At 47.3% G+C, this 14568-nt stretch carries 18 protein-coding genes and 1 pseudogene; 9 read left to right on the top strand and 10 right to left on the bottom strand.

Annotated elements, in window-relative coordinates; all coding sequences use genetic code 11:
- Window positions 1-101: 101 nt before the first annotated feature.
- The 3 genes from EXU85_RS22870 to EXU85_RS22860 are packed head-to-tail and all read left to right on the top strand — an operon-like array spanning window position 102 to window position 1535.
- A complete protein-coding gene (locus EXU85_RS22870; protein ID WP_142774311.1) occupies window positions 102-425 on the top strand; it encodes a helix-turn-helix transcriptional regulator in 324 nt (107 codons plus the stop codon).
- A 6-nt stretch (window positions 426-431) separates the two neighbouring features.
- Entirely contained in the window at window positions 432-911 is a 480-nt protein-coding gene (locus tag EXU85_RS22865) for an SRPBCC domain-containing protein (RefSeq protein WP_142774310.1), read from the top strand.
- Between the two features lie 36 nt (window positions 912-947).
- The gene (locus tag EXU85_RS22860) at window positions 948-1535 is read left to right on the top strand and encodes a DUF4256 domain-containing protein (RefSeq protein WP_142774309.1); all 588 of its coding nucleotides are present in this window, start codon (window positions 948-950) and stop codon (window positions 1533-1535) included.
- A gap of 96 nt (window positions 1536-1631) precedes the next feature.
- On the opposite strand, the gene EXU85_RS22855 is transcribed toward EXU85_RS22860, so the two are convergent.
- Window positions 1632-3215, bottom strand: coding sequence for a T9SS type A sorting domain-containing protein (locus EXU85_RS22855; RefSeq protein WP_142774308.1), 1584 nt, complete (start codon window positions 3213-3215; stop codon window positions 1632-1634).
- 112 nt (window positions 3216-3327) lie between these two features.
- On the opposite strand from EXU85_RS22855, the gene EXU85_RS22850 reads away from it, so the two are divergent.
- Window positions 3328-3582 (top strand): helix-turn-helix domain-containing protein, encoded by a 255-nt coding sequence (locus EXU85_RS22850; RefSeq protein WP_371731933.1) that lies wholly within the window; start codon window positions 3328-3330, stop codon window positions 3580-3582.
- Between the two features lie 12 nt (window positions 3583-3594).
- Here EXU85_RS22850 and EXU85_RS22845 read toward each other — a convergent pair whose 3' ends face one another.
- From EXU85_RS22845 to EXU85_RS22830, 4 genes are all read right to left on the bottom strand, one after another.
- Window positions 3595-3915: a hypothetical protein gene (locus EXU85_RS22845; RefSeq protein WP_142774307.1), complete on the bottom strand. Its 321-nt coding sequence runs from the start codon at window positions 3913-3915 to the stop codon at window positions 3595-3597.
- Window positions 3916-4014: 99 nt separating this feature from the next.
- Entirely contained in the window at window positions 4015-4611 is a 597-nt protein-coding gene (locus EXU85_RS22840; RefSeq protein WP_142774306.1) for a short chain dehydrogenase, read from the bottom strand.
- A 25-nt stretch (window positions 4612-4636) separates the two neighbouring features.
- Complete coding sequence (locus EXU85_RS22835; protein ID WP_142774305.1) at window positions 4637-5545, bottom strand: NAD(P)/FAD-dependent oxidoreductase; 909 nt, start codon at window positions 5543-5545, stop codon at window positions 4637-4639.
- Between the two features lies 1 nt (window position 5546).
- Complete coding sequence (locus EXU85_RS22830; RefSeq protein WP_142774304.1) at window positions 5547-5768, bottom strand: hypothetical protein; 222 nt, start codon at window positions 5766-5768, stop codon at window positions 5547-5549.
- A 245-nt stretch (window positions 5769-6013) separates the two neighbouring features.
- Here EXU85_RS22830 and EXU85_RS22825 point away from each other — a divergent pair, with 245 nt between their 5' ends.
- The 3 genes and pseudogenes from EXU85_RS22825 to EXU85_RS36225 all read left to right on the top strand — a co-directional run bounded on the left by EXU85_RS22825 (window position 6014) and on the right by EXU85_RS36225 (window position 8207).
- The gene (locus EXU85_RS22825) at window positions 6014-6334 is read left to right on the top strand and encodes a helix-turn-helix transcriptional regulator (RefSeq protein ID WP_142774303.1); all 321 of its coding nucleotides are present in this window, start codon (window positions 6014-6016) and stop codon (window positions 6332-6334) included.
- Window positions 6331-6843 carry an SRPBCC domain-containing protein gene (locus tag EXU85_RS22820; protein ID WP_142774302.1) on the top strand — a complete coding sequence of 171 codons (513 nt, stop codon included), beginning with the start codon at window positions 6331-6333 and terminating at the stop codon, window positions 6841-6843. The genes EXU85_RS22825 and EXU85_RS22820 overlap by 4 nt, the downstream gene beginning before the upstream one ends.
- Window positions 6844-7156: 313 nt before the next feature.
- A pseudogene (locus EXU85_RS36225) lies at window positions 7157-8207 on the top strand (ISAs1 family transposase).
- A 198-nt stretch (window positions 8208-8405) separates the two neighbouring features.
- Here EXU85_RS36225 and EXU85_RS22805 read toward each other — a convergent pair.
- From EXU85_RS22805 to EXU85_RS22790, 4 genes are all read right to left on the bottom strand, one after another.
- Entirely contained in the window at window positions 8406-9323 is a 918-nt protein-coding gene (locus EXU85_RS22805; RefSeq protein WP_142774299.1) for an AraC family transcriptional regulator, read from the bottom strand.
- A 147-nt stretch (window positions 9324-9470) separates the two neighbouring features.
- Complete coding sequence (locus EXU85_RS22800) at window positions 9471-10211, bottom strand: SDR family oxidoreductase (RefSeq protein ID WP_142774298.1); 741 nt, start codon at window positions 10209-10211, stop codon at window positions 9471-9473.
- A gap of 263 nt (window positions 10212-10474) precedes the next feature.
- A complete protein-coding gene (gene kbl, locus EXU85_RS22795; protein WP_142774297.1) occupies window positions 10475-11683 on the bottom strand; it encodes a glycine C-acetyltransferase in 1209 nt (402 codons plus the stop codon).
- 5 nt (window positions 11684-11688) lie between these two features.
- Entirely contained in the window at window positions 11689-12651 is a 963-nt protein-coding gene (locus EXU85_RS22790; RefSeq protein ID WP_142774296.1) for an NAD-dependent epimerase/dehydratase family protein, read from the bottom strand.
- A 213-nt stretch (window positions 12652-12864) separates the two neighbouring features.
- Here EXU85_RS22790 and EXU85_RS22785 point away from each other — a divergent pair, with 213 nt between their 5' ends.
- Window positions 12865-13329 carry an Lrp/AsnC family transcriptional regulator gene (locus tag EXU85_RS22785; protein WP_142774295.1) on the top strand — a complete coding sequence of 155 codons (465 nt, stop codon included), beginning with the start codon at window positions 12865-12867 and terminating at the stop codon, window positions 13327-13329.
- 79 nt (window positions 13330-13408) lie between these two features.
- Here the strand turns inward: EXU85_RS22785 and EXU85_RS22780 are convergent, their stop codons facing one another.
- The gene (locus EXU85_RS22780; RefSeq protein WP_142774294.1) at window positions 13409-14023 is read right to left on the bottom strand and encodes a trimeric intracellular cation channel family protein; all 615 of its coding nucleotides are present in this window, start codon (window positions 14021-14023) and stop codon (window positions 13409-13411) included.
- Window positions 14024-14088: 65 nt separating this feature from the next.
- Between EXU85_RS22780 and EXU85_RS22775 the strand changes: the two genes are divergently transcribed.
- Complete coding sequence (locus EXU85_RS22775; RefSeq protein ID WP_246859204.1) at window positions 14089-14526, top strand: hypothetical protein; 438 nt, start codon at window positions 14089-14091, stop codon at window positions 14524-14526.
- The last annotated feature ends 42 nt before the right edge of the window (window positions 14527-14568 follow it).

Raw genomic sequence — 14568 nt, 5'->3', positions numbered from 1 at the left:
CTACCATGCCGGGCCATCGGCAGCGCTCTTATCAAACTAAGTACCCAAAAATTTGTGCAGTTAACTGACTGCACGTATATTTGCAGTCAAATAGCTGCACAATGAAATCACGTAGAGATGTATTCCAGGCAATTGCTGACCCTACCAGAAGGGCCATTCTAACCCTGCTTGCGGTGCAGGCATTAACGCCAGGAGCCATTGCCGATAATTTCGACTCATCACGGCAAACAATTTCAAAGCATATTCAAATACTAACCGAGTGCGAATTGCTCGAACAAAAACAAAACGGCAGAGAAATTTACTATTACATCAATGCAAAAAAAATGAAGGAAGTCGCTGAATTTATTGAGTCATTCCGACAACTGTGGGATGATCGATTCAACAAATTAGAATCGATTATGAAGACGTATAAATCGGAGCAATAGACTACTATGGAGCAAATAACAAAACTCAATGCCGAAGAGGGTAAGCAGGAATTACTAATTACAAGAGAATTTGATTTGCCAGTAGCGTTACTTTTTAAAGCCTATACAGATCCTGAGATTGTTGAGCAATGGATGGGAACGAAAGTGCTGAAACTTGACAATAAAAAGCACGGCAGTTACCAATTTGAAACAACTGATCCTCGTGGTAACAAATACGGGTTTAGTGGGGTCGTTCATGAGTTTAGCCCAAACCAGAAAATCACGCGGACATTTGAAATGGAGAATACGCCCACTTCGGCAGTCCGGTTTGGCCCCCAGCTTGAGTTCCTGGAATTTGAACAACTCACGGACCATACCAGCAAACTTAACATGCATATAGTGTATAGGTCAGTTGCACACAGAGACCAAATGATGCAGCTAGGTATGCCCAGGGGTTTAAATATGGCCCATAACCGATTACAAGATATTGCAGGTAGCTTAAAATAGTATAGTTAACACAAATACTTTAAATGAATGAACACCATGAGCAGCACTAAAAAAGAGTTGTCAGCCGAACAATGGGAATCACTATTGAACACATTGAAAGCCCGTTTTGAGAAATATAGGAACCGTCACGAAGGCCTTGATTGGGCTGACGTACAAGCAAAGCTGGAGGTTAGCCTGTCTGCTGGGCAGGTTAGTGCTGAAAAACTCTGGTCGCTCCACGAAATGGAACGAACGGGGGGCGAACCGGATGTGATTGGTCAGGATACGAAGACGGGTGAATACATTTTCTATGACTGCTCTGCCGAAAGCCCTAAGGGCCGCAGAAGTGTTTGTTACGACCGTAAAGCACTGGAAGCGAGGAAAGAAAACAAACCTGCAACGAGCGCTCTTGATATGGCTGCCGAGATGGGCATTGACCTGCTAACGGAAGAGGACTATCGGAAGCTGCAACAACTTGGAAATTTCGATATGAAAACATCGAGCTGGATAGTTACACCAGATGAGATCAGAAAACTCGGTGGTGCCCTTTTTTGTGATTTTCGCTACAACATGGTTTTCGTGTATCACAACGGTGCCGATTCCTATTATGCCGCCAGGGCGTTCCGGGGATCACTCAGGATCTGATATTTTTCATAGAAACAATGATCGTTCCTGATTATATGCTGACCGACGAATTGAAGTGGGGTGTGCGAAACGTTCAATACGTATAGCTGGCTTTATTTATAGCTTCACAATCCGCTTCACGAGTTGTTTATTATCCATCTGGATTCGTAAGTAATAACTCCCGCTTGCGTACCTATCTAGGCTTAAGACACTGGTTTCCTGTTGACTGGTGTATTTTTGTAAAGATCGGCCGGTCAAATCTACTATTTCCAGCTTAGCGGGGTGTTGAACGGATACCCCGCTGACCTGCACCGTTAACCATGCATTCACCGGGTTGGGATACACTTGACTATGCGTTTCTAACCAAGAATCGTCTAAACCCAGCAAGGGATTGATGCGTATAGTGAGTGCCGTTCGAGCCCCTTCGCAAGTGCCAACTTTTTGGGCTACGTAATAGGTAAATTCCCCGCTCTGGTCGGTGGGGGGGAGTGGAGCGGCCACCGAGCTGGTGCCACCAGTGGCGTTCGTACCATACCAGACCAAGGTAGCCGTACTGTCAGTAGTTGAAGCACTCAAGGGCGCTGAAGGTTGTCCCTGATAATACTCAATTAGGCCAGTGGCGGCTATAGGCTTGGTCGGCGTTGGCGTAACTGTCACTTTCACATGCGTATAGGTGAGCAGGTTATCATTCCCGCAGCCTTTGCTATAATCAATTGGAAACAGATTCATGCTATACGTTGTATAACCAGGCTGGCTGGTATCCGGCGTGGGGGGGATGAATGTACGGGTTGGTGTGGGCTGATCTAAGGGGTCACCCAACCAATAAGCGACCTGATAATTCTCGGGGGGTGGCCTATGTCCATTGACATTTAGGGGAAAGGCTTGCTCTCCCTGGCAATAGACTACCTGCCCATATAGATAGTTGTATTGCATCGGGTTTATTACCCCAGGGCCACCACCCGCTTTCCAGAGGATACGCAGCTTGCTGGCAACGGGCTCACTCTCACACCCATCAATGAGTTGAGATAGGTAGTAAACATGTTCTGAAACGGGGTAAACATAGGTCGTTGACGTCGAACCCGTTTTATTAAGTTGAAAATAGCCATGCTGCTTATCGCGTACATACTCTCCAGAGGGCAGTTTGGTTTGATACGGAAATTCCGCATAGTCGGTAAAGCTACCTCCTGGCTCATTATAGTAAAGCCGGGGGGTAGCACCGGGGGCAAGTCGGAAGAATATGTCCGCGTATAATCCAGCCATTGAGGACCGATTGGTGGACATGCAATCCACATTCAGCGAGTCGACGAGTGGTGGAGAAGGGGTAGTTGCCTGACCTTTTATAATCAACCTGGTTAGACTAGGCGTACCCGTATAGTCCGGGTTTTTCATCGTCATACGAACCGAATAAGTCCCTCCAGGGGCTAACGACTTGGGTAGGGTAACACTCAACCCCCCACTGGAATTCATAGTTTTACTGGTCGGAATATCGAAATAATCGTCCCCACTGGCTATTTGAACAGCATAGGTCGTAGCGGCTGTGGTGTAAATGTCATCAGGTCTTATAAAGCGAACGTCTACTGTTGATCCAGGGCAGGCAGCTGTAACGGGCAGGGGTAGGGTTGTTAAGACCGCCTGACTGTGAGCTGGTGGGCACAGTAACGCCAGCCAACAAATGATTCCTACTAAACGTTGATAATTCATTGGTATTGAAGGATTGCTAACCCTCCTTTATAGGCAAGAACACGATTTGGTAAGTCAAACTACGTATGAAGTTTAAGTTCAGCAATGCGAAACCCTAATGTTGAGCCAATCAATGGCTACTACTCACTGTTTTCAGGACTTAATTAGCAGCCTGACCACGTTTAAACGTGATTTTAAAAAGATTTTCCAGGCCACCCCCCAAAAATGGTTAATGGAGAAGCGACTGGAACTGGCTCATTATCAGATCCGGGAAAAAAAGCGAAAGCCGTCCGAGGTTTATCTGGAAGTTGGTTTTGAGAATCTTTCCCACTTTGGCTATGTATTCAGAAAGCGGTATGGCTATGCACCAACCGAACTGGTGGGTTAGCTTATTAAGCTACTATTCTTCGCTGGAAAGCAGGCCGGTTACACCAAATAGCACGGTTCCTAAAATTTTGGGCCCGAATTTTTTGCCCGTAAACCGGCCAAACTCGCCCATCCATTTGGTCTTTTCTACAACCTTAGCGCCGGTTTCCCGTAGGGCATCTGTGGCATCCTTGCCAGCCGCTCGCTTGGTAAAGTACATAACAGGAGCACTTAGTCCTAATACGGAAATACCGATTAGTGTGCCTGCCACGGCTCCAATTGTGCCCGATACCTCTTTTCCCGTTTCTTCAAACTGCTTCCACTTTTCTTCGAAATCATAGTCTTTGGCTTCCATGGCTTTTTCGCGATAACATGAAGGAAAACTGCTACTTAAAGGTACGTGTTGACAGGATATATCCGACAGAAAAGGCTATTTTTTGACCAACGGTAGTAATCAGCGTACGGTTATCACCTGGCCCGTACCTGAACCAAACACACTTTTACGAAAGCCATATTCCAGGTGTTTCATTGATACGGGAATATCTCCCGGAAAGAAGGGGAAGTATTGAGGAGAGTCTTCAATGACGGTAGGGCTAACTGCATTAATACGAACTCCATGTTCCAGTTCAATGGCTGCTGCCCGGACAAACGCATCAACGGCCCCATTCGCTGCCGACGCATTCGCAAAATTTAGTTGCGGTTCCTGGGTTAAAGCCCCACTGATCAATGTAAATGAACCTTTCGGATTAATAGCGTGCTGCCCGATGAGTACCAGATTTATTTGGCCCATCAGTTTTCCTTCGATCCCTTTTCTAAATTCGGTATCGGTCATTTTTTTCCAGGGCCCCACGTAGGTTGGTCCAGCGGTACATACTAATGCATCAAAACTGCCTACTTGTTTGTACATCCTTTCAATGGATTCTATGGAGGTAATATCCGCCTGAATATCCCCACTTTTTGACCCAACTTTTACTACTTCGTGCTCGTTCTCAAATGCATGTATCAGGTGTTTTCCCATGGTGCCTGATGCACCTACGATAATAATTTTCATGTCTTTTCGTATAGTAGAGTTTACGTCAAAAATTTTCAAAAATCAGTTTCTTGCTTACTGCCATTCCGGCTGTGGTACCCATGGCTACTGCATTTGCTACAGTGCGTATGCGTGTTGCATTATCACCACAGGCATAAATACCGCTAATCGTCGTTTCCTGAGCTGCATCTATCCTGATATAGCCGTCGTTGGTCAATTCGCATCCCAATAATTCCGGTATCTTACACTGTTGTTCAAACCGACTGCGGGTGTATATAGCCTTGACGGGCAATTTTGTAGTATCCTTAAAAACAAGGCTGTGAAGCTGCCCATCTGTATGCTCCAGGCGTTCAATTTCCTTTTCTATGATATTGATAGCATGCTGTTGGAGCTTCGTTGTCTGGTCTGCTGTTAGCGTGGATTTACCATTGGTAAACAAGGTTAACCTGGTTGTCCAGTTAGAAATAAGTGTTGCGAGTTCAAGGCCGTCTTCTCCGTTGCCAAGTAAGCCTGTTGGCTCATTTCGCACCTCATAACCATGGCAATAGGGACAGTGTAGTACCGTAATACCCCAACATGCTGCCAGCCCGTCAATAGGAGGTGTATGGTCCTGGATACCTGATGCAAAAATTAATTTGCTGGCCCGAAACGTTTCTCCCGATGCTACCTGAATAGCAAAACCATAGTCAGTTTTTATTCCGTTGGTAGCAAGGCCAGTAAAGAATGTTACCGTAGCATAGTGCTGGACTTGCTGTTTGGCAAGCGCTGCAATTTGGTTTGGTGGTTGCCCATCCTGCGTAAGAAAGTTATGGGAATAGGGTGTCTGCCAATTACATGGGTTGCCGCTATCAATTATGAGCACGCTTTTCAACGCCCTGCCCAACGCCATAGCTGCTGCCAGCCCCGAATAGCTACCTCCAATAAGTAATACGTCAAAAATTTTATCGTCATTCATATTACTTACTGGCTTTGAATGAACCCGATTGGAGTAAAAAATCAACGCTAGGAACACCAACAAAAACTACCCACGGAACCAATGAAACGGTTAACAGGAATGTTCGTTGATACAATGGTAATCCGGATAATAGCTTGCCAAACAAATGAAGAAATAGCGTGATGGACGGATAGATGGCTATCCAGATCTTTAGTGCTGCAATTAACTTAGCCTTTGTTTTCATACCTTAAAAAATGCGTTTTGCTAACCCCTTTTGGGTAATGCAAAAGTATTTTACAGGCTAAACCGGTATGTAGGACAAAACTTTAGTTGTGTAGGACGCATCGTAAATTATTCCTGATATTCTGGTGAATACCCTTAATCAGTAGCTGTAGCCACTTCGACAGAATGAGGTGAAAATAAATTTGCGCAACTAATTGGTTGCTCGTATATTTGCAACCAGTTAGTTGCATTTGGTCGATCAACTCTATGAAACGAGACGTTTTTCAGGCGATTGCTGACCCAACCCGGCGAGCCATTCTGGTCTTGATTGCGGTGCAAGCCATGACGCCCAATGCGATTGCGGAACATTTTCCCAGTAGCCGACAAGCCATTTCGAAGCATATTCATGTCCTGCTGGAGTGTGAGCTTCTGAATCAGCAACAGCAGGGCCGGGAGATTTTCTACCACCTAAATCCAACTAAAATGCAGGACGTAGACAACTGGCTTCAGCAGTTTAGAGACCTGGTTGAAAAACGCTTTACCCAATTAGATGACGTATTAGTTAAACTCAAAACAGAACAGAAATGAACAAGGCAATTCTGATGAACTTTGTGGTTGACAAGGACAGCAAGCAGATCAAGGTAGACCGCGAATTTAGTGCTCCACTCCCAATGGTGTGGGCAGCCTGGACCCAACCTGAAATCCTCGACCAATGGTGGGCTCCCAAACCCTGGCAGGCCCGAACAAAATCAATGGATTTCAGGCCGGGTGGCTCATGGCTCTATTCAATGGTTGGCCCGGAAGGGGAAGAGCATTGGTCAAAAGCCGACTTTAAACAGATTGAATCCTCAAAAAGCTTTTCGGCGCTCGACGGATTTTGTGATGAAAACGGGACCCTTAATCCCGATTGGCCCCGATCTTTGTGGGAGAATACCTTTACGGAGAAAGGAGATTCTACACAGGTCAATATTGCCATCACGTACGACACGCTCACTGACCTGGAGAAAATTCTTGACATGGGCTTTAAAGAGGGCTTTACCGCCGGATTGGAAAACCTTGATCTGTATTTAAGCACCCACTCTCCGAAAACAGCTTAAACCCAACCATTGGCACCAGGTAATTACGTAGTTGAATGGTCTATTTAACGTGAATAATGGCCGCATAGCGGTTTGATGTTTGTAGCCAAAGATTGTCGTGGAGTCCACGACAATCTTTGGCTACAAACATACCGTACCTGTGGCAGGGTTGTTAAGTTCTGAATTTTCTTTACTTAATCAGCCTCTTTTATCGGCTTATTTTTACCCCCCACCCCCTAAAGGGGGAGAAAATCCACTTCGGAGTACTCCCCCTGAAGGGCAGGGCTGTTAAGTTCTTTAATTTCTTTACATTAGTGCCAAATTTTATTTGGATATGACTCTGTATGAAGCCTTTGCTGGCCTGGCCGATCCTCGGCGAGCCGAAGGACGGCGCATCCAATTGGAACAACTCCTGGCCCTAGTTGTCCTGGCTAATCTGTGTGGCCACCATGGCTACCGACCCGTGGCCCGCTTTTGCCAGAGCCACCAAGAGGTGCTCAGCCAGCAACTCGACCTTAAGCATGGGATACCCTCCTATGTTACCTTTCGCACCGTGCTCACCAAGCTAGACGAGCAGACCTTGATCGACTGCTTCAACACCTGGGCTGACGCCCTGGGTTCGCTTTCAGCAGGCGATTGGCTGAGTGGCGATGGCAAAGCCTTAGCTTCTACGCTTACCCACATGCAGGATGCGGGGCAGGATTTCCAACTGATGGTCAGTTTGTGGAGCCATCAAACGGGACTGGTCCATCGGTTGGCTACCTATGCTAACGCCACTGGCGATGAGCGGGTACGTGTGCGAGAGTTGTTAAGCCATTTTCAAGACAAAGGCCTGCTGGTGCGCTTGGATGCGATTCACACCCAAAAAAACACTTGAGGTGATCGTCAAAAACCAGAACCACTATGTAGCCCAGGTCAAAGCGAATCAACGCAAGCTGTTGGCTCATATCCAGCAGACGGTAGCCACCCAGCCTGCTCTAAGCCAATTTGCCACGCATCAACAAGCCCATGGCCGACAAAGTAGCTGGCAAGTGGCGGTGTATGCCGCCCTGCCCACGACACTAACTCAACCCTGGCTGGGCTTAAGCCACTTTGTGCATGTGCACCGCCACCGGTTGGTGAAGGGTCAACTGAGCCAGGCGGATGCCTATTTTATGAGCGATTTAGGCCTAGATGCGGCTGCTTTTGCTCAGGGTATTCGGGGTCACTGGGGCATTGAGAAAGCTTCACTGGGTCAAGGATGTAGTATGTGGGGAAGATACGAACCGTATCCGCCACAAGCGTGGTGCAGTCAATGTAGCGGTTCTGGGTACGATTGCGTTGAATTTGCATCGCCAGGCGGGCCACGACTCGATTACCGAGGGGCAAATAAAATTTGGCAGTAATGTCAACGAACTCACTAAACTTATTAGAACTTAACAGCCCTGCCCTGAAGGGGGTGGGGGGTAAAGACGATAGAACTTAATAACCCTACCGTACCTGTGGTACTTAACAACTTGATAATCAATGAAAATAACCCATTATTCGCATTGATTTAGTACAATGCTGTGTTCGCTGTGCCTCTATGGTAAATACAATGAAAGTTAGTGAAACGATAGCCGAAATTCTACCGGCGACACGTTCGTCTTTTGCTTAAATAGTTTATTGAACGACTGCGGATGTTCAAAGCCTAGCTCATAGGCAATTTCGGCAACCGTTAGCCGACTGGTGCTTAGCCTATCTTTTGCCTGCTCAATCAGCCAATTATGGATGTATTGCTGCGTACTTTGGCCGGTAAGCGACTTCAGCATATCGGTTAGAAACCGGGGCGAAACGGCAAGATAGTCTGCTAGTTCCTTAACCGAGGGTAAGCCAGCTAACAAGGATTGTTGGGTACCGAGCCGCGATGCCAGATATCCATCCAGTTTAGCGATCATATCGTTGTAAACAGCCTTACGGGTGAGAAATTGCCGATTGTAAAAGCGGTTGCTGTAGGTTAGCAAGAGTTCAATTTGCGTGACCAGCACATCCTGACTAAAGCTATCAATATTGGTATCTAACTCAGTGGCGATTGTGGCAAAGAGAGCCGCTATAATCTGTTTTTCCCTGTCGGATAAAAACAGCGCTTCGGAAACGGCGTACGAAAAAAAACCGTACTTACTGATTGTTTTGCCAAGTGGATAATGCCGGATAAAGTCGGGATGAAAATAAAGAGAATACCCATCATAGCTGCTTTCGTCACCAGACATGGTAACTACCTGATTGGGTGCTAAAAACGCTAATCCGCCTTCTTCAAAGTCATAGTACCCCTGGCCATATTTTACCTGTCCTTTGAACGTATGCTTGAAGGAGATTTTGTAGAAATTAATACTAAACGATGCACCTGCATCGGCAAGACTCACCCTAGTCGTATCGTAGTTGACTAACGCAATGAGCGGATGCACCGGTTTAGGTTGTTCCAACCGCTTCATCAGCTCAGAAATGCTGGCAAATACATACGGTTTTTGATTCTCTGCTTTCATTTTTTTTGACAACTTGTTTACCCCCAGCCCCCTGAAGGGGGAGAAAATTCACTTCGGAGTACTGCCCCTTTAGGGGGAGGGGGGTAAAGACGATAGAACTTAAAGCTCTGCCCTTCAGGGGATTTAGGGGTAAACAGGCTTAAAAATTCAATCCTGTATGGCTGGCCGAATAACCATATCACCCAGCTCAACATCGGCGGGTTGCTCAATGGCGAAGGCAACGGCCCTGGCAATGGCATCGGGTGAAATAGCAATCGATCCCATCTTGTCAAGGACAGCGGCCTTCATGGAGAGATCTTTTATCGTATTGGCGAATTCAGTCTGTACAAACCCCGGCGATATACCCGTTACCCGCCACCGTCCGCCCGACTCTTGACGCATGGCTTCGCTTATGGTGCGAACCGCATTTTTGGTACCAGCATATACGCCTTGCATAGGTACAATCTTTATACCTGAGGTCGAAATAATGTTGATGATATGGCCTGAACCTTGTTTCTGAAAAGCAGGAATGGCAGCGGCAATCCCGTATAATACACCTTTAAGATTCACATCGATCATTTCCTCCCATCCCTCAACATCCAGTTCGTCGATACGGGAGAGCTGACTCATGCCTGCATTGTTGATCATAACATCAAGTTTGCCGTAACGTTCACAGGCTACGTCGACAAGGCGTACTAAGTCACCCCTTCGTTTAACGTCTGTGAGCACATGAACAGCGTCGCCACCCGCCGATCTGATGCGGGCTTCAAGCTCCGCCAGCCGATCTGACCGGCGCGCGCCCAGAACGACTTTGGCCCCTCGGTTAGCGAGCAGGAGGGCAATGGCTTCCCCTATTCCGCTACTAGCCCCTGTGATGGCTACAACTTTACCGTCAATTCCATTTTCCATAACCAGTGACTGTTTAACGCATTTTTTTTCTGCTGCAAAATTCACCCGTATGCGGAACTGAACTGTAGCCAAAACGGCAAAAGTTGTAGTCGGAAAGTCAATTAAAACAGAGTACTGCTAATCGTTTTGTCACCGGTAAATTTATTACTTACCACTACTCGCCAATCTTAATTGGAATTGGTAAGCAGACCGATGTAGGCGCCAAAAAACGGCTCGTTCCAGGTTAAGAAAGAGCCGTTTTTTGGCACGTTCGAAACAGATCGTTAACCGACAGTTTCACGAATCTTTAGCACGCCAAGTTCCTGACCAACTTTCGTGAAGGCAGCTACGGCCTGTTGCAGATGTTCCAGTTCATGACCCGCCGAAATCTGCACCCGAATACGGGCTTTCCCGTTTGGAACAACGGGATAAAAGAACCCAATTACATAGATGCCTTCCTGTAACAGTCGGGCAGCAAACTCCTGTGCTAAGGGAGCATCATAAAGCATAATCGGAACAATGGGATGCTCGCCCGGCAAAATGTCGAATCCGGCAGCTGTCATGGCCTCGCGGAAATAACGGGTATTGGCCTCCAGTTTATCGCGCAACGCGGTTGACCCTTCCAGAATATCCAGTACTTTCAGGGACGCGCCAACGATAGAAGGAGCTAAAGTGTTGGAAAACAGGTACGGACGAGACCGCTGCCGGAGTAATTCCACAATTTCTTTTCGAGCTGCCGTAAAGCCACCCGACGCACCGCCAAGGGCTTTTCCGTAGGTGCCGGTTATGATATCAATGCGGCCCAGGACGTTCCGGTATTCAGGCGTTCCCCGGCCCGTTTTTCCCATAAAGCCACTGGCATGGCATTCGTCAACCATGATCATAGCCCCGTATTGATCGGCCAGATCGCAGATTTTGTCCAGTTGGGCAATGGTGCCATCCATTGAGAAAACCCCATCTGTAACAACTAAAATACGCCGGGCCGATGCCGCTGCCTGTAATTGAGTTTCCAGATCCGCCATGTCATTGTGTTTATAGCGGAAGCGTTTTGCCTTACACAAGCGAATCCCATCAATTATCGAAGCATGATTTAATTCATCCGAAATGATGGCGTCTTCTTCGCCCAGCAGGGGTTCAAACACCCCACCGTTAGCGTCGAAGGCGGCTGCGTAGAGGATGCAGTCTTCGGCCCCAACGAACTCGGCAGTCCGACGTTCCAGCTCCTTATGAATATCCTGAGTACCACAGATAAATCGTACCGACGATAGGCCAAACCCGTGACTATCCAGCGTGTCGTGCGCAGCCGCAACCACGTCTGGATGGGAGGATAAACCCAGGTAATTATTAGCACAAAAATTAAGTACTTCACGTCCACCATGAATGGCAATGACGGAGGACTGGGGCGAAACGATGATCCGTTCGGACTTATAGAGGCCAGCTTCTTTAATGCTGTTCAGTTCCTGCTGAAGTTGTTCTTTGATAGTTCCGTACATGATGCTTAGGGGGCTGAGACCAATGGCGGATACACCACAGTCAGGTTAGTAATCATTTCGGTAGTCATTTTGGGTAAATCGAAGGCTGGTTTCCAACCCCAATCCTGCCGCGCTACCGAATCGTCAATGGATTTGGGCCATGAGTCGGCAATCGCCTGTCGAAAATCCGGTTTATACTGCGTTTCGAAAGCAGGGAAATAGGCTTGGATGGCAGCTGTCAATTCGGCCGGGGTAAAGCTCATACCCGCCAGATTATAGGAGGTTCGAACGCTGATCTGAGATTCGGGCGCTTCCATCAGTTCAAGTGTTGCCCGCAGGGCATCGTCCATATAAATCATAGGCAGGAGCGTGTCTTCCGACAGAAAACAGTCAAATGGTTTCCCCTGGAGGGCCGCGTGGAAGATGGCTACGGCATAATCAGTGGTTCCTCCACCGGGCATCGACTGGTAACTGATAACACCCGGATACCGTAAGGAGCGTATATCCAGCCCGTACCGTTTGTGGTAATATAGCGACCAGTTTTCGGCAGCAACCTTACTAATACCATATACCGTAGCGGGATCGAGCAGAGAGGTTTGCGGGGTTTCGTACTTAGGCGCATGCTCCCCAAACGCGGCAATCGAACTGGGCACAAACACCTTTTTAATGTTGTGCAGCCGGGATACTTCCAGCACATTGAGCAAGGTCTGCATGTTCAGATTCCAGGCCCATAACGGATCACTCTCTCCTTTTGCCGACAGAATAGCCGCCAGGTGGTATATCTGCGTAACCCGGTATTTGCGTACTACGTCGGTCAGAGCTTCCGGTTTGGTGGCGTCCAGTACTTCAAAGATGCCTGGTTCAGTTAATGGCTTTCGAAGATCGGCCGCAATGACGTTTGTGCTACCGAACTGCGCCTGTAATTGAGGAAGCAGGGCCGTGCCGATTTGCCCATTGGCTCCAATAATTAAAACGGTTTCTCGCTGCATAACGAAGGGGTAAGAAAGTTGAGTAAGGACGAAACGAGTTAGTAAATCGTTATTGAAAAACAGCTATGTAATTATGGTACAAAGTTAATTTACTAGATAATAAATGAATATAGTGATGTAAAATCCGTGAATTTTATGGGAATATGACTTATTTGCCAATAAATTCACTTGAGGTGAATCGAGAATAAACCACTCTGTAGAAAAATTTTCGGTATGGAAGGGATAGATGATGTGGATAAACAACTTCTGCGACTCTTACAGCAGGATGCCAAGCTGACCACGAAAGAATTGGCCGCTCAACTCGGGCTGACATTATCGCCGGTGTACGAGCGGATCAGGCGGCTAGAAACCCTGGGATTTATTAAGCAATACGTGGCTGTGCTGGATAAAAACCTGTTAGGCCAGCCAATTACTGCGTTTTGTCAGGTATCGATGCGCTACCATGACAAAGCGTTTATCGACAAGTTTGAAGAAGAGGTGCAGAAACTGGAAGAAGTGCAGGAGTGCTATCACATGGCGGGTCAGGTCGATTTTCTGCTGAAGATTCACGTCAGCAGCCTGAACGAATACCACGACTTTGTTAAGTATAAACTGTCTCAAATTGAAAACATTGGCGTACTGAACAGCACCTTCGTGTTAAAGGAAATCAAGCATAACCTGGGCTATTTCATTCAATAACCGAAGCCGTTTTAGTAAAGTATAAGCAATCGCGCAAAATAGAATGAAATCTAATAATTGGCTAAGATATAGAGACCCGTCAGCTATCGATACGGGGTAAGGCCCATCCTTTACGGATAGCCATCAGCCGAAACACGGTGATAAGCCCTGCCGATATCAGAAAATTCAGGTTAGGTTCCATATGAACGGATCGGCCCAGTAAATACAGACCGGCTCCGGCCAGACAAGGCGTAACATGAAGCTGTCGGCTAAAAATAACCGGGAGGTCATTGACTAAAACATCCCGTATAACTCCGCCAAACAGGGCTGAAATGACCCCCAGTAGCATGGCTGCCCATTCGTTGACATTGGCCGAGAGGGCTTTCTGCATACCTAAAATTGTATAAATACCAACGCCAAGCGTATCGAACAGGAGCAACGGCCGTTGAAGTTTTCCTAACCACCATCTGCGACATAAAATCGCTGTAACTACGCTAGCGCTAATGACAATCAAGTAGTTAGGATCCCGTATCCAGGCAATTGGATAGGCACCCATGATAATATCCCGTAAGGTACCGCCACCAATTGCGGTCAGAAAACCGACGAAAAAGAGACTGATCAAATCGGGGTACATTTTTTTACTCAACGCCGACAACGCGCCCGAAATAGCAAATACGGCGACTCCAATCAGATCAGTTAAATACCAGATAGTCATGTAGGTGGTGAATGAGCACTAGATACTGTAGATTGCAAGGTAAACGTAATCGACTAAAATTGTCTATGATGGTTCCAACGAATGGGGTACAAAAGACCAATATCGCTCAGACTATTGGCCGGATTTTACTGGGCCTGGCGCTAAGTTTTGCCGGGACAGCTCACCTGACCTGGTCCCGAACTGAATTTTTAGCCCAAGTGCCCCAATGGGTGCCGCTCAATGGTGATTTAGTGGTTATCCTGTCCGGCATTGCTGAGATTACGCTGGGCCTGGCGCTTATTTTTTTGGCTCGGCAACGGGTACAGGTTGGCTGGGCAGTAGCTGCCTTTTTTGTGTTAATCTTCCCGGGGAACATCGCCCAATTCGTCAATCATACCGACGCATTCGGTTTATCGACCGATCGAGCCCGCGCCATTCGGCTGGTGTTTCAGCCGATTTTGGTAATCTGGGCGCTATGGTCTACCGGAGCCTGGCAGGCCTGGCGAAACAGTAAAACCGTGTAGCCAATAAACTATCTTGAGATCAGGGGAAAATTTACTTCTGTT

Origin of the sequence: Spirosoma sp. KCTC 42546, assembly GCF_006965485.1 — a bacterium.
Lineage (GTDB): Bacteria > Bacteroidota > Bacteroidia > Cytophagales > Spirosomataceae > Spirosoma.
Note: the sequence above shows the minus strand (reverse complement) of the source record. Positions and strands in the feature narration are given on the sequence as shown.

Coding starts and splice junctions, on each gene's coding strand:
- EXU85_RS22870 (WP_142774311.1), top strand. CDS start 102: ATGAAATCACGTAGAGATGTATTCCAGGCAATTGCTGACCCTACCAGA.
- EXU85_RS22860 (WP_142774309.1), top strand. CDS start 948: ATGAGCAGCACTAAAAAAGAGTTGTCAGCCGAACAATGGGAATCACTA.
- EXU85_RS22800 (WP_142774298.1), bottom strand. CDS start 10,211: ATGGAAAATGGAATTGACGGTAAAGTTGTAGCCATCACAGGGGCTAGT.
- EXU85_RS22780 (WP_142774294.1), bottom strand. CDS start 14,023: ATGACTATCTGGTATTTAACTGATCTGATTGGAGTCGCCGTATTTGCT.
- EXU85_RS22775 (WP_246859204.1), top strand. CDS start 14,089: ATGATGGTTCCAACGAATGGGGTACAAAAGACCAATATCGCTCAGACT.
- EXU85_RS22845 (WP_142774307.1), bottom strand. CDS start 3,915: ATGGAAGCCAAAGACTATGATTTCGAAGAAAAGTGGAAGCAGTTTGAA.
- EXU85_RS22865 (WP_142774310.1), top strand. CDS start 432: ATGGAGCAAATAACAAAACTCAATGCCGAAGAGGGTAAGCAGGAATTA.
- kbl (WP_142774297.1), bottom strand. CDS start 11,683: ATGTACGGAACTATCAAAGAACAACTTCAGCAGGAACTGAACAGCATT.
- EXU85_RS22790 (WP_142774296.1), bottom strand. CDS start 12,651: ATGCAGCGAGAAACCGTTTTAATTATTGGAGCCAATGGGCAAATCGGC.
- EXU85_RS22830 (WP_142774304.1), bottom strand. CDS start 5,768: ATGAAAACAAAGGCTAAGTTAATTGCAGCACTAAAGATCTGGATAGCC.
- EXU85_RS22850 (WP_371731933.1), top strand. CDS start 3,328: ATGGCTACTACTCACTGTTTTCAGGACTTAATTAGCAGCCTGACCACG.
- EXU85_RS22785 (WP_142774295.1), top strand. CDS start 12,865: ATGGAAGGGATAGATGATGTGGATAAACAACTTCTGCGACTCTTACAG.
- EXU85_RS22805 (WP_142774299.1), bottom strand. CDS start 9,323: ATGAAAGCAGAGAATCAAAAACCGTATGTATTTGCCAGCATTTCTGAG.
- EXU85_RS22835 (WP_142774305.1), bottom strand. CDS start 5,545: ATGAATGACGATAAAATTTTTGACGTATTACTTATTGGAGGTAGCTAT.
- EXU85_RS22825 (WP_142774303.1), top strand. CDS start 6,014: ATGAAACGAGACGTTTTTCAGGCGATTGCTGACCCAACCCGGCGAGCC.
- EXU85_RS22840 (WP_142774306.1), bottom strand. CDS start 4,611: ATGAAAATTATTATCGTAGGTGCATCAGGCACCATGGGAAAACACCTG.
- EXU85_RS22820 (WP_142774302.1), top strand. CDS start 6,331: ATGAACAAGGCAATTCTGATGAACTTTGTGGTTGACAAGGACAGCAAG.
- EXU85_RS22855 (WP_142774308.1), bottom strand. CDS start 3,215: ATGAATTATCAACGTTTAGTAGGAATCATTTGTTGGCTGGCGTTACTG.